11 protein-coding genes are annotated in these 13,483 nt (G+C 46.7%); 7 read left to right on the forward strand and 4 right to left on the reverse strand.

Annotated features, from left to right (window positions below; genetic code table 11):
* The first annotated feature begins 241 nt into the window (after window positions 1–241).
* On the forward strand, window positions 242–1,906 hold the full coding sequence (locus tag OSCI_RS13395) for an MFS transporter (RefSeq protein ID WP_007355513.1): 1,665 nt from the start codon (window positions 242–244) through the stop codon (window positions 1,904–1,906).
* Window positions 1,907–1,911: 5 nt separating this feature from the next.
* Window positions 1,912–3,189 carry a glycosyltransferase family 4 protein gene (locus OSCI_RS13400; RefSeq protein ID WP_019487298.1) on the forward strand — a complete coding sequence of 426 codons (1,278 nt, stop codon included), beginning with the start codon at window positions 1,912–1,914 and terminating at the stop codon, window positions 3,187–3,189.
* Window positions 3,190–3,222: 33 nt separating this feature from the next.
* On the opposite strand, the gene dtd is transcribed toward OSCI_RS13400, so the two are convergent.
* The 4 genes from dtd to OSCI_RS13420 all read right to left on the reverse strand — a co-directional run bounded on the left by dtd (window position 3,223) and on the right by OSCI_RS13420 (window position 8,676).
* Window positions 3,223–3,681, reverse strand: a complete 459-nt coding sequence (gene dtd / locus OSCI_RS13405) for a D-aminoacyl-tRNA deacylase (RefSeq protein WP_007355515.1) — start codon at window positions 3,679–3,681, stop codon at window positions 3,223–3,225.
* 84 nt (window positions 3,682–3,765) lie between these two features.
* On the reverse strand, window positions 3,766–4,914 hold the full coding sequence (locus tag OSCI_RS13410; protein ID WP_007355516.1) for a CobW family GTP-binding protein: 1,149 nt from the start codon (window positions 4,912–4,914) through the stop codon (window positions 3,766–3,768).
* 153 nt (window positions 4,915–5,067) lie between these two features.
* Window positions 5,068–6,267, reverse strand: coding sequence for a glycosyltransferase (locus tag OSCI_RS13415; protein ID WP_026103729.1), 1,200 nt, complete (start codon window positions 6,265–6,267; stop codon window positions 5,068–5,070).
* Between the two features lie 54 nt (window positions 6,268–6,321).
* Window positions 6,322–8,676: an IMS domain-containing protein gene (locus OSCI_RS13420; RefSeq protein WP_007355518.1), complete on the reverse strand. Its 2,355-nt coding sequence runs from the start codon at window positions 8,674–8,676 to the stop codon at window positions 6,322–6,324.
* A 283-nt stretch (window positions 8,677–8,959) separates the two neighbouring features.
* Between OSCI_RS13420 and pdhA the strand changes: the two genes are divergently transcribed.
* The 5 genes from pdhA to OSCI_RS31495 all read left to right on the forward strand — a co-directional run bounded on the left by pdhA (window position 8,960) and on the right by OSCI_RS31495 (window position 13,445).
* Entirely contained in the window at window positions 8,960–9,994 is a 1,035-nt protein-coding gene (pdhA, locus tag OSCI_RS13425; protein ID WP_007355519.1) for a pyruvate dehydrogenase (acetyl-transferring) E1 component subunit alpha, read from the forward strand.
* Window positions 9,995–10,305: 311 nt separating this feature from the next.
* Window positions 10,306–11,118, forward strand: coding sequence for an Rpn family recombination-promoting nuclease/putative transposase (locus OSCI_RS13430; protein WP_007355520.1), 813 nt, complete (start codon window positions 10,306–10,308; stop codon window positions 11,116–11,118).
* Between the two features lie 228 nt (window positions 11,119–11,346).
* A complete protein-coding gene (locus OSCI_RS13435) occupies window positions 11,347–11,706 on the forward strand; it encodes a hypothetical protein (protein ID WP_007355521.1) in 360 nt (119 codons plus the stop codon).
* 345 nt (window positions 11,707–12,051) lie between these two features.
* Window positions 12,052–12,702, forward strand: coding sequence for a hypothetical protein (locus OSCI_RS31490; RefSeq protein ID WP_007355522.1), 651 nt, complete (start codon window positions 12,052–12,054; stop codon window positions 12,700–12,702).
* A gap of 239 nt (window positions 12,703–12,941) precedes the next feature.
* Complete coding sequence (locus OSCI_RS31495; protein ID WP_007355523.1) at window positions 12,942–13,445, forward strand: hypothetical protein; 504 nt, start codon at window positions 12,942–12,944, stop codon at window positions 13,443–13,445.
* Window positions 13,446–13,483: the final 38 nt, after the last annotated feature.

Consider the following 13,483-nt stretch of genomic DNA (forward strand, 5'->3'; position numbering starts at 1 on the left):
GACGAAGTTCGGTCATCTCTTCTACGTAATTCCTGTAAAAAGTTAGAAGATGATAAAGCTAGCGGTTAAAGTTTCAAAATATAGCAGTCGCCAAGGTGACACCAGACACGATTGATTGCTGAAACCCTTGCAACGATCGCCTCTACCTCCTGCATAAGAGCCTCTTGCCTCCTGCTATATAGTACCTCTCTCGCCAACAGCAGTTAACCCTTGGTTTCTGGCGACTCCCCCTTACTAAAATATGATGCGACTGTCTGATTCTGATTTGAAAATATCACTTTTACCTCTGAGCCACAAAATAGCGGAATCTGGAGAGCACAACCCCCTCTTCCACGATCGCCCCACCTCTGCGGAACCAGAATATCGGGCAAAAGTAGAAGACTTCACAACTCCCCTGACTGCTGAAAAATATACAGGGAATGGCACAAAGCCACAACCGGAAGAATTGCCGAGCTCTCCCCCAGCAATGCTAGAGGAGAAAAGCACCCTAAACCTTGAATCTCCCACTATTCCTCCAGGGTTTCCGCCTGCAAATATGGCAACCCCATCTAACGGCGCAGCCTTACCCCTTAAGCCTTCTGAAGAGGAACCGGAACGCGGATTTTTGCCCGTGTTGAGAAACCGGAATTTTTTGGCTCTATGGAGCGGTCAAATTTTCTCCCAACTCGCAGATAAAGTTTATCTGGTGTTGATGATTGCCCTGATTGACACTCGTTTTCAATCCGCAGGCCAAACGATTAGCGGGTGGGTGTCGGCGGTAATGATTGCATTTACGATACCTGCGGTGCTGTTTGGTGCGGCTGCGGGTGTGTTTGTGGATAGGTGGTCGAAGAAGGCAGTGCTAGTGGCTACGAATCTCCTACGGGGGGGTTTGGTGGTGACGCTGCCCTTGCTGCTATGGCTATCTCAAGATATGAACTTGGGTTCTGTGCCGGTGGGCTTTTGCTTGCTACTGTTGGTGACATTTTTAGTGTCAACTCTGACTCAATTTTTCGCACCGGCAGAACAGTCAGCTTTACCTTTGATTGTAGAAGGCCGTAACTTACTGTCGGCTAATTCCCTCTATACAACAACGATGATGGGGTCGGTGATTATTGGGTTTGCAGTGGGAGAACCACTCTTAGCCTTAGCAGATGCGATCGTTGGGCAATTGGGCGGCGGATTTGGTATTGGTAAGGAGTTGGCCGTAGGGGGAAGTTATGCGATCGCCGGATTGCTATTACTATCGCTGAAAACAGGCGAAAAAACTGACGCTTTAGAACACGAACCCCCCCATCCCTTAGAAGATTTGCGCGAAGGATTGCGCTATATCAAACATCAACCCCCTGTCCGTAATGCCTTAATTCAACTGGTAATTCTATTTTCCATCTTTGCGGCCTTAGCAGTTTTGGCTGTGCGATTGGCTGAGGTACTACCAGGAATGAAAGCTTCTCAATTCGGCTTTTTATTAGCAGCAGTAGGCGTGGGAATGGCAGTTGGGGCGGCGATTCTGGGTCAGGTGGGACACAGATTTTCTCATAATCAACTGGGTCTAATTGGTAATGCGGGGATGACGGGGGCTTTAATTGGGCTATCTCTGTTTACGCACCATTTATGGCTGACAGTGCTGTTTATTACTGTCTTAGGGGCCTTTGCGGCGGTGGTAGGGATACCGATGCAAACGACTATCCAGCAATCCACTCCCGAAGAAATGCGGGGTAAGGTTTTTGGTCTGCAAAATAATGCGATTAATATCGCCCTGAGTTTACCTCTGGCTTTGGCTGGGGTGGCCGAAACATTTCTGGGTTTGCCAGCGGTATTTTTGAGTTTGGCGGGGTTAGCGATCGCAGGGGGTATCTTAACCTGGTATATTTCCCGTAGCAATACTAAAGTTAACCAAAGCTCACACATAACAAACCCTGATTGACCGGAATGCACATTGCTTGGCTTGGGAAAAAATTCCCTTTTTGCGGTAACGTTACCTACTCTCGTGAAATTACGAATGGCCTGTTAGACCGAGGATACCAGGTTAGTTTTTTGCACTTTGCTCAAGAAGCTGCTGAGTCTGACAGAACTGCTGATTCTTGGTTGTGGACTAATGATTGGGGACTTTTGGCCCGCGAGTGGGGATTGGGGAAAGGTAAGGTTTCTCCACCATCCCAAAAGACTCAATCGCCAATTTTTAATAGTGAAGCGCGAATGGTGTGCGAAGTTCCCTTGCCCTACCTAAAAAAGTGGCAAATTTACACCATTCCTACTTTCAAATCGAGAGATGTTTTGAAGAAGTCTCTGGAACGACTAAAACCAGATTTGGTTCACGCTTCGCTGACGCTTTCTTTGCTAGATTTTTTCGTCTTGCCAGAAATTTGCGAAGAATTGAATTTGCCCTTAGTAGCGACTTTTCATCCGCCTTTTGACCGTAAACTTCGCAATTTAACATCGGGTACGCAACACCTGATGTATCAGTTATATGCTCCTTTTTTGGCTAATTACGATTGCACGATCGTCTTTTCTCAGATTCAACGGGATATATTAGTCGAGTTGGGAGTCCCGGAGGAAAGGGTGACAATTATTCCCAATGGAGTTGACTCCCTGAAGTATTCTCCAGGGCCTTCGGCACTAAAATCTGAATTAAATGCCGATCGCGTTTTTGTCTACCTTGGCCGGATTGCGATGGAGAAAAATGTTGAGTCGCTGTTAAAGGCCTGGAAAAAGGCAGAAATGGGCCCAGGTAGCGTGTTAGCGATCGTTGGTGATGGGCCAATGGCAGCTTCTTTACAAATGTTTTACGGGGAAGAAGACGGCATTATCTGGATGGGTTTTATTGAGGATGAGAACCGCCGGATCGAAATTCTCCGGGGTGCTGATGTGTTTATTTTGCCTTCTTTAGTTGAGGGTTTATCCTTGTCTTTGTTGGAGGCAATGGCCTGCGGTTTGGCTTGTCTGGCGACGGATGTAGGTGCTGATGGGGAGGTTTTGGAGGATGGTGCTGGGGTGGTTTTGAATCCTCAGCGGGTAAGTAGTGAATTGCAAACACTATTACCACTATTTCGAGATCATCCTGAGTTGACTACGTTGTTGGGGCAGAAAGCTCGTCAGCGGGTAATCGATCGCTATACTCTATCAGGGAATATTTCTCAGGTGGAAAAGCTTTATGTTGAGATGTTAGCCCAGCGAGAGGTTAAGCAGAAAGGTTTGGTGAGTTATTAGCGTAAGGAAGGTTAAATTAAATAACTTAACTCCCTATGAGCTTGCCTCTCGCTCTAGCAACAAAGTAACAGGGCCATCGTTATCGATCGATACTTGCATCATGGCCCCAAAGCAACCTGTTTCGACTCGCAGACCACTCTGACGCAACTTGGCAACAAATTCTTCGTAAAGTTTCTGGGCTCGTTCAGGAGGTGCTGCTGTGTCAAAAGAAGGGCGACGGCCTTTACGGCAATCTCCGTAAAGGGTGAATTGACTAACTGCTAGCACCTCGCCACCAATATCTTGAACTGATTTATCCCAGCGATCGCTACTCTTACTATTATCAGGAAATAGCCGCAGTTGCAGGCATTTGCGGGCCATCCAGTCGAGTTCTACCTCGGTGTCAGTAGCGGCAATCCCGATCAGCAAATTTAGTCCTTGCCCAATTTTGCCCACAATTTGACCGTTGACTTCCACTTGAGAAGATTTAACTCGCTGGACAACTACTCGCATTGGTATCTAAGAAGGAAGAAGGAAGCAATAAGGACAACGGTTTCTATAATCGTTAACAGTTAACTGTTAACTGTTAACAATTAACTATTTCCCAAAGCCTTTGCCACGACCGACGGAAGGAATACAAAGGCAATTTTCTAACTGCGATCGCAGCGTGTCATGTTCTAAACCTTGACCGATCAGCACGATCTGATTTTTTGGCTGACCTTTCCACTCGTCGTCATCAATGGAAAAACGCTTGCCGCTAAGATGGAAAATGTGCCGCTTAGGACTTTCCTCAAACCACATAATACCCTTAGCTCTAAACACATTCATCGGTAGTTGATGATCGAGGAAATACTGAAATTTCCTTAAAGAGAATGGGCGATCGCTTTGGAAAGAAAGCGAAGTAAACCCATCATTCTCTAAATGGTGGGAATGGTGGTCATGGTGGCTATGATCGTGATGTGAATGATCGTGATGATCGTGATGATCGTGGTCATGTTCATGGTCATGGTGCGCGTGATGTGAATGCTCGTGATGATCGTGCCCACGATCGTGTCCGTGACTATCATTAGCTTTCTCAGGTTGGAAATATTTATCTGACTCAAATAAACCTACACTGAGAACTAAAGGGAGGGGAACTTGCGATCGCACTGTCCGCACAATTCGCGCCCCTTCTTTCACATCGCGAATCTTAACTTCCAACAAATCTAAATTTGCTTCATCAACCAAATCTGCCTTATTCAACAAAATGATATCGCCGTAAGCAATTTGACTGTAAGCAGCTTGACTGTTGAACAAATCTAAGCTATAATTAGCTGCATCTACGACAGTCACAATTGAATCCAGACGAGTCATATCTCGCAGTTCAGTACCCAAGAAAGTCAGGGCGACAGGCAAAGGATCTGCCAGTCCCGTTGTCTCTACTACCAGATAATCTAACTTCTCTGGACGCTCTAAAACTTTATAAACAGCATTGACCAAATCTTCATTAATCGTACAGCATATACAGCCGTTATTCAACTCCACCATGTTGTCGTCGGAAGTAACAATCAGCTCGTTGTCGATGCCGATTTCGCCAAACTCATTTACTAGAACTGCTGTTTTCAAACCTTCCTGATTGGTCAGAATATGGTTGAGCAGTGTTGTCTTACCGCTGCCAAGAAAACCAGTAATAATTGTGACTGGTAATCCTTGTTTTGGAGCCTCCATTGTAGGTGTGGCTTCGATTTGATTAGTTGTGGATTGCATAGACTAGGGGCTAGGGGTTAGGGGCTAGGGGCTAGGGGAAGAAGGGAAGAAGGGAAGAAGGAAAGAAGGAAAAAGAGACATAGAATTAAGTGGGATTCAACAATTCAGAGTGCTTTAAACGCCTTAGCGGTTGCTATAAATAACGTCAGAGACTCAAAGAATTATCGGCTCAAAAGCTAGTCTATTAATTTTAGCTCTAGTTTCAGATGTTCGGAAGACATGGAGCAAATCGTCTACTGCGTGTTTCCAGGTAAACTTGCCAGCAACAAAACTAGGGCCAAATTGACGAGCTCGCGCTGCGATCGCAGTTTCCTCGATGTTGGCTTGCATCAAAGCTATCAAATGGTCTAGATTGGGAGCTAAGATCGAGAAGCTTTCGCCGTCAATTGTCAAAGGCCTAAGTTTGCTCTCTATTTGCAGTGCGAAGTCTGGATGAGTGAAATCGTCAGTAGGGCCGCCTTGAGTGCAAATCACGGGCAAACCGCAAGCGGCTGCTTCTAGCACAGGCAAATTGAAACCTTCTGCCAAATAGGGAGAAACGTAAACATCAGCCGCTTGGTACAACTGAGCTACTTGAGAAAATGATAGCTGAGTGCCAGTATAAATAACTCTGGTTGCTACTTTTTCTCTTTCCGCATCGCTGAGGACGGCGCGGCTAGCTTGAGCTATATCATCTTTAGAAGGATACAGCAATTCTGAACCTTTTAATACCAGTTTAGCGTGAGGATAGCGCTCAATTACCGCAGCGAAGGCTTTTAATAAGGGGCGGATGCCTTTTCTATCAGTGCAGCCGCCGATATTTAAGAATATAAATGAGTCTTGCCATCCGAAGGCTTGGCGTAAGGCTGTTCTTTGTTCGTTTGTAAGCGGATGATAGATATCAGTATCAACACCAAGGGGAACAACGGCGATGCGGTTGGGTTGAACGCCGCTGCGAATGAATCCTGCTTTTGACCACTGGGAACAGGTAATAATTTTTGCCTCTGAATTGACGGGAGTTTCTGTTAGGGAAGATACGCCAATTCCCTCTAATACGTTGTTAGTAACTGTTCCCCATTCGGTAGCTGCAAATACCCAAGTTTGACTGCTATTGGAGTTGGCGAAGTTCCAAGGGCAATACATTCGTAGAGTAACATCTGCTGGCTGATTTGGTGCGGGAGTGGGGATGTTACGCAATGCTTGAGTAGTGCGATCGCGATCGCTAACTTCTGTTTTCCAACCTTCATCAATATAAGGCATATCGCGATGGAATAGCTCTAAGTCTGGACGCTTAAGCATTTCCATCATTTGAAACTGATTTACTACGCTGTAAGAGTGACAAAGAAAATGCCACCCTTCAACAATAATTTGCAATGCAACCTCCCTCACAGTTAACTGTTAACCGTTAACTGTTAACCGTTAACAAAACTATCTTAAGACTTCCCAATCTCTAATCCGCCATTGGCCGTCAATTCGGACTAAATCGTAGCGCACGCGCAAGCTATCATCGCGTGCAGTTGTAGGTTGGCCGCGCTCAAAAACCTGTGCTTTTTCTGTCACCTCTGCTTCAACTTGAGCCTGATCGGGATTCGTTTCGTTAGTGCGAATTGAACTTACTTGTAAAGTATGATCGTAAGTCTGATAAACATTATTTCGCTGTTGAGCTTCTGCCATTGGCATCCATCTGGTCAAAGCTGGCTCTACAAGAATTTCTTTTAACTGATCGATCTGGTAGTCTTTACCCAAGGCTGCTCTTTTAGCAGAGAACCAAGATTCAATCACTTGCTTGCCAGATTCTTCGTTCAGGGGGCCTGACGCTGTGGGAGATGGTGGTTCTGGTATGGGAATTTCGAGCGGTGGCTGGTCTAATCCTACAAGGGCTTGCTCTCCTTTTAGAGTTGGCCCGGAGAGGCTTTGTAGGGCATTTGCTAGCAAATTGAAGGCTTGTACTGTTAAAAAGCCTAACAGGAGGAAAGCTAGAATTGCGATGACGATCGCAATTGTCCTGTTTTTATGAATTTTAATCGACTTCAACCGCGCCTGTACTTGCTGCCAGTTGAATGGTTCTCGGCCAGCAGCTACACCTACAGCTTCTCCTCCAGTGAGTAGGCCGCGCGATCGCCCGGAAGTTCCCCGCTTGCGCTCTCTTAATGGTAGCGTTGGCGATCGCCCCGCTCCCTCAGAGGCAGTTTTAGGCTGGACAGTTGTACCTACCGAGGTTGTTTCGGAAGAAAGGCGAGGGGTTGTTGGGGCGCTGGAGGTTCTAGGGGTACTTCGCACTGCTGTTGTTAGACCCGCTTCTGGCGCACTCAAAGTAACTGTAGCAGTCCGATAGGAAGTAGCAGTGGGGGTTTCTGGTTCCCTTGTTGGGGGAGTCACCAGTAGGGGTTTGCCGAGGCGAGGGTGTACTGCGATCCACTCATTAGCTACTTCTGCTTCTGTGGGCAAAGCTTCTAAGTAAGCTTGCACGTTTTTATCAGCAAAATAATCTTTGAGAGAAACCGGCTCGTCGGCCAAGTCTCGGAAGTGGGGAAATACTTCTTCCTGTAACCAGTGTTCGGCGTATAAACACAATCCCGGTAGTAAATCTGGGGAATCTTGGGAATTTTCCCGAATAAAAGTCAGGGGTTCGCTTTCGGAACTCAGCTCTAAAGCGCGGCTAGCTTCTTCGGTTTGGCCTAATAACAGGGCGCACACTGCTTTTTCCAAGTGTACGTCTTGGCGACGGCCTAATTGCATCAGCATCAGCTTAGCGCGGCGGATCAGGGCAGGCAGTCGGGCGGCAAAGCCTTGAGCTAAAAGAGTGTAGACTGCCAAGTAGGTCGCGACTGCGGAGGGACGGCGGGCTTCGGCTTCAAATAAGCTCTGTTGCTCGGCGGTAGTTAAGTGCTTCCGCAATTGCTGCACGAAGCGGAGGAAATCTTCTATACCTAAACCAGATTGATCGTCGCCAGAACCATCTATACCGCCGCGCTCTTGGAGCATTTCGCGGAGGAATTGTAACCCTCTGGTGCGATCGGCAGTTTTTTCTGGCGGTAGCGCTAACAATTCTAAAATCCTATAGGGACGCAGCTTGTAGAGATCGGCTTGCATTTCACCCCTCACAGTAAGAAATAAGCTTTCCCGCAGCAGCAATTCCTGACCTGCTTCTAAGGATGCGGCGGCATTTTCGTGTTGACCTTGCTGCCACTGTTCGCGACCAAGTTCTAGGTAGGCAAGGGCTGTGGTTAAAACTATATCGGGCCGGACGAGTTGCGGGTCGCCAAAACGACCTTCTCTGATGGCGCTGCCATTGCTGAGATAGGGACGGGCGATTTTGATTGCCAGTTCGTATTCCCCTAACTCTTGCAGAATCAGCAACGCCCCGGCAAATTGCTTGTCTTCGATGTCGATGCTGGGAGTATGGGGATCGGGGGCGGCATCTAAGGCCCAGAGGTCAGAGTTGAGATTGTCTCCTGACTCCTGTAAGACGGTGGCGCTGGGGCCAGGTTTTTGGCCGGATGCAGTTCTCTCCCAGAGGTGTTTTGCCCCGGAGAGGCCTGAGTCGTGTTCGGACTCGTAGGTTTTAGCTAGGAAACTGGCATCGTAAGCTGAGCGCTGTTCTGAGTTGGACAGGACAGCGTAGGCTTCGTCGAGTAGTTGTTTTCTAGCAGCGATCGCGACTTCCGAATACTCCCTTCTGGGAAGTTGTAAAGTGCGATCGCGGTGAGCTTGCTGCAACTGTTCGGCAGTAAGCTGGATCGGCAGACCTAAAATCCGGTAGTAGTCCAGTGGAATTAGCACAGCCCACTTCCCCAAAGCACGAGCAACTGAATTAGCATATCTTAGCTAAGGTTTGTGCGAAACATAAGTGTTACGCATTACCGAATCTAGCATTTGGTAACGCCGCCCTCTGGAAGGTACTTGTCCCGCCGAGATGGAGGCCTAGCGTTTAGTGATGCGTAAGTCCTGACATTGTAACAATTTGCGAACCTTTGCTCCCACAATGTTACTAGGGTTCGCTCCCTTCTTTAGCCCCATCAGGGTTTAAAGTTAGAAATCGAGTTTGCTAAGAGGGTAGTACGCAATGGTTCAGGAAAGAATTTTACCAGTTTTTGACTCGGCACGGGTCAAAATTTCTAAGGAAGAGGGGCTAATGCTCTATGAGGATATGGTTTTGGGGCGCTTTTTTGAAGATAAGTGCGCTGAGATGTACTACCGGGGCAAGATGTTTGGCTTCGTCCACCTTTATAACGGTCAAGAAGCGGTGTCTACTGGCGTGATTCGGGCGATGCGCCGAGATGAGGATTATGTCAGCTCTACCTACAGGGATCACGTTCACGCTTTGAGTGCAGGTGTGCCAGCGCGGGAGGTTATGGCTGAGTTGTTTGGTAAGGCGACTGGCTGTTCAAAGGGACGCGGCGGTTCGATGCACATCTTTTCTGCGGAACATAACCTATTAGGTGGTTATGCGTTTGTGGCTGAGGGTATTCCTGTGGCTACGGGGGCGGCTTTTGCTTCCAAGTATCGGCGGGAGGCTTTGGGGAATGAAAATGCGGATCAAGTAACGGCTTGCTTTTTTGGAGATGGCGCGGCTAATAATGGTCAGTTTTTCGAGTGTTTGAATATGGCGGCTTTGTGGAAGTTGCCGATTATCTATGTGGTGGAAAATAATAAATGGGCGATCGGCATGGCTCACGATCGCGCTACTTCCGATCCAGTAATTTACAAAAAGGCTCATGCTTTTGGTATGGCTGGTTTTGAGGTTGATGGCATGGATGTTTTGGCGGTAAGAGAAGTTGCTCAAGAGGCTGTTGCTCGCGCTCGCGCTGGGGAAGGGCCGACTTTAATTGAGGCTTTAACTTATCGTTTCCGAGGTCATTCTTTGGCCGATCCTGATGAATTGCGGTCTAAGGAAGAGAAGGAATATTGGTTCCCTCGCGATCCGATTAAGAAGTTGGCTGCTGATTTGACTGAGCGCAATTTAGCAACTGTTGAAGAGTTGAAAGAAATTGAGCAAAAGATTCAAGCCTTAGTTGATGATGCAGTGGAGTTTGCGGAGAAAAGTCCCGAACCAGATCCGAGCGAACTTTATCGTTTTATCTATGCTGAAGATGAGTAATTTTTAGTATAGAAATCGCAAAGAAACCGGGTTTTTCGCCATCTCTTCGCCTCTAACGAAGTATCTCCCAAAAACCCGGTTTCTGGCTACCCACCAATTATATCATGTCCGGCAAATTGCTTGCCTGTCATTGCGAAAAGCCGAAGCCGCGAGCGAAGCGTGGCGGGAAGCGAAGCAATCCCAGGAGCTTGAGATTGCTTCGCTTCGCTCGCAATGACAAGTATTTAACCGGACATGATCTTAATGATAAAATAAATATTGGTGTTATTGGCTACTTGCTCGCCATGACTATGAAAAATTTAATCTAATCGATGAAAACCGATAGCCTATTTTACAACATCTTCCAACAATTTCCCTTTGTTTTCTTTGCTCTACTGGGCATACCTGCGGATGTTACAAACCAATATCAATTTACCTCGCAAGAAGTCAAACAATTAGCCTTTCGCCTCGATGGTTTGTTTCTGCCAATTATCGAAGATTCTCAACTACCTTTCTACATTGTGGAGGTGCAATTTCAACCAGATCCAAATCTCTATTACCGTCTATTTGCCGAACTATTCATCTATCTCAGACAATACCAACCACAGCATCCTTGGCAGTTGGTAGTAATTTACCCAAATCGCCAAACTGAAAGAGAAAGCGACCTTCACTTTCAGGAAATGTTAGCATTGCCTAATATCACCCGAATTTATCTCGATGAACTTAGTCCACCGGAAACAGCATCTCTGCCGATAAAGTTGCTTAAGCTGATTATTGAACCAGAGAATACTGCGGCAGATTTGGCTAGGGAATTGGCGAGACAAGCTGAGAGAGAAATACCCAATACTGCTATCAGAAAGAATCTGATAGAATTGTTAGAGACGATCGTTGTTTACAAGTTACCGCAAAAATCCAGAGAGGAAATTGCCGCCATGTTTGAACTTAGTGATTTGAAGAAAACCCGGTTTTATCAAGAGGTTTTTGCTGAAGGACAAGCTGAAGCACAAGCTGAAGCTAAACAGCGAGAAAAAACTTCAATCCTCAGAATGGTGAGTCGGGGATTAGCTAAAGAAGAAATTGCTACATTCTTAGACTTGCCTGTTGCTGAAGTGGAAGCGACTATCGCTGAAGCTGAACAAAATTAATTAAGGGATTGTAGGTTGGGTTTCGTGCCTCAATCCAACCTACGTATATCTAGCAATAGATTCAGCTTTGATGGAAGATTTGAGAGGGTGTGAGGGAAAGTGAGCGATTTTTCAGATGAGGAGATTTATCGAGAGATTGGAACTATCGTCAGCGAGTACGATATCCTTAAGTGTTTGATAATCTGTCAGCACAAGGAATGTTTAGGACAGAGTGGGTGAAGGATTTTTATGAGCGGACTTTTTGAAATTTTGGAGAAAATTAAAGCAAAACCAGGAATGTATATCGGACGAGCTTCTGCAACCGATCTTTTTATGTTTATAGTCGGTTATAGAACGGCGAGACGCGAGTTGGGAGTTGAACCAACAGAAAAAGAACTGGAATTTTATGGAGACTTTCAACCCTGGTTGCAAAAACGATATAAAGTATCAACATCAGGTTCATGGGCAAGAATAATTGAGTTTTATGCTAACAATGAAGAACGAGCTTTTTATCGTTTTTATGAGTTGCTAGATGAGTTTTTGCAGCGAGATAGCCATTCAGAAGTAGAGCAAGTTAAGGAAAAAGTCGGTAGTGTAAAAACTGGATAGTGAATTGTCAAGTTTTGGCCGCGTCTGTCGGTGGTGTCGCACACATCCGCCAAGGGTTGAAACCCCTGGCTAATAGCGAAAGTCGGTTGAAACCGACTGAAAATCCGAGATAAAAATGAAAAACTCTTTAGTCCTCGACCGAGGACTTTTGCTATGAGACAGGGGTTTCAACCCCTGGCGGACTATCGGGCTAACGAGGTTTCTGGACACTCACGCGCGATGAAGAAACCGGGTTTTTTCCCATCTCTTCGCTTCTAACAAAGTATCTCGCAAAAACCCGGTTTCTGGTCACTCAGCAATTATGATAAGATTAAGATCGGTGCTATTCCCTACCCCCTCACCATCATGGATGAAACTCGCGCCCAAGCTTACCTCAATCTGATTCAACAACTCCTCAGTTGCCCCAACGGTGAGGAACCGCAGATTTTACAGGCTAACTTAGAATTGGTAGATGCAGAATTTCTGCAAGTGTGCGAGGTGATAGCAGATAACTTAGCAGGGGAAGGCCAGGAAAATGCAGCGGATTTTTTAAGGAATCTGGCCAGTCAACTAGGGCAATTCTTGGGGAGGAATGAGGAAAATATGGATAATTCTGCACCGGAAAATCTGCGAGAGTATGAAAGGTTTATCCGAGAATTATTGCAAGCAGAAATAGAAAGCAATAGCGACGTTAAAGTAATTTACCCCATTCTCCGACAACGGCAACATCTCCTCAATGCCCGTTTTGCCCAGACTTTACAGCAAGTGGCAGAGAATTTCATTGCTGATAAAGATTCAGAAACAATTGCGTCAATTGTCGGCATCATTGAAAATTTGAGTATTGATATTAGTAACTTTCCTCTGGGGAATAGAGCGAATAATATTGACATAGCTATAGCAGGTTATCAAATAGTTTTAAGTCATCGCCAACCAGGAAGGAATATTGGGCAACGACTCAAAATAATCTGGCAGTTGCCTACAGTGACAAAATCACGGGCAACCGGGCAGAGAATATAGATACTGCGATCGCTTGTTACCGACAAGCCTTAGAAATTCGGACTCCTTCTGCCTTTCCTCTTGACTGTCTCCAAACAGGACGCAACCTCGGCAACCTCGCTTTTGACCTCCAAGACTGGGAAAACGCCATTTACGGCTATGAAAACGCCATCACCGCCGTCGAACAAAGCCGCGACTGGTCAACATCCCAACGCAGCAAGCGCCAAATCCTCGAAGATGCCTTACCCATTTACGAGAAAATGGTACTTGCCAGCATCAACGCCGAACGCTACGAAACCGCCCTCCTCACCATCGAACGCAGCAAATCACGCACCCTCATCGAACTCCTCGACAACGCCAACCTCTACCCCAAAAACGCCACCGACGACCAAAAACAACGCCTCCGCCAACTTCGCAGCCAAATTGCCTCCCTCCAACAACAACTCGACAGCAACGAACCCCCAGAGGAAACCGACACCAACAGCAACACCAGCCAGGGAAGCCGCAGTATTTCCACCCCAGAACGCCCGCAAACAGCCACTTCCAGCCTCGAAACCGAACTAAAAACCCGGCAACAGCAACTCACGGAACTGCTGATAGAGATTAATGACCCCGACTTCACCCTCACCCAACGAGTCATTCCCCAACTCCCCGACTTTACCCAATTCCTCGACAGCCAAACCGCCCTCATCGAGTGGTATCTGCCCCCAAACCCTGAGTCTGGCTTTCATGTTTTTATCGTCACCGAGGCCGAAGACCCCTAAACTCCCCTTCGTTAAGGCGGACTTTGAATGAAGAAGAA

The organism is Kamptonema sp. PCC 6506 (assembly GCF_000180455.1).
GTDB classification, from domain to species: Bacteria; Cyanobacteriota; Cyanobacteriia; order Cyanobacteriales; family Microcoleaceae; genus Kamptonema; species Kamptonema formosum.

What these genes read in the sequence shown, in the direction of transcription:
- dtd (WP_007355515.1), bottom strand. Translation starts at nt 3,681, where the DNA reads ATGCGAGTAGTTGTCCAGCGAGTTAAATCTTCTCAAGTGGAAGTCAAC.
- OSCI_RS31495 (WP_007355523.1), top strand. Translation starts at nt 12,942, where the DNA reads ATGGTACTTGCCAGCATCAACGCCGAACGCTACGAAACCGCCCTCCTC.
- OSCI_RS31490 (WP_007355522.1), top strand. Translation starts at nt 12,052, where the DNA reads ATGGATGAAACTCGCGCCCAAGCTTACCTCAATCTGATTCAACAACTC.
- OSCI_RS13410 (WP_007355516.1), bottom strand. Translation starts at nt 4,914, where the DNA reads ATGCAATCCACAACTAATCAAATCGAAGCCACACCTACAATGGAGGCT.
- pdhA (WP_007355519.1), top strand. Translation starts at nt 8,960, where the DNA reads ATGGTTCAGGAAAGAATTTTACCAGTTTTTGACTCGGCACGGGTCAAA.
- OSCI_RS13435 (WP_007355521.1), top strand. Translation starts at nt 11,347, where the DNA reads ATGAGCGGACTTTTTGAAATTTTGGAGAAAATTAAAGCAAAACCAGGA.
- OSCI_RS13430 (WP_007355520.1), top strand. Translation starts at nt 10,306, where the DNA reads ATGAAAACCGATAGCCTATTTTACAACATCTTCCAACAATTTCCCTTT.
- OSCI_RS13400 (WP_019487298.1), top strand. Translation starts at nt 1,912, where the DNA reads ATGCACATTGCTTGGCTTGGGAAAAAATTCCCTTTTTGCGGTAACGTT.
- OSCI_RS13395 (WP_007355513.1), top strand. Translation starts at nt 242, where the DNA reads ATGATGCGACTGTCTGATTCTGATTTGAAAATATCACTTTTACCTCTG.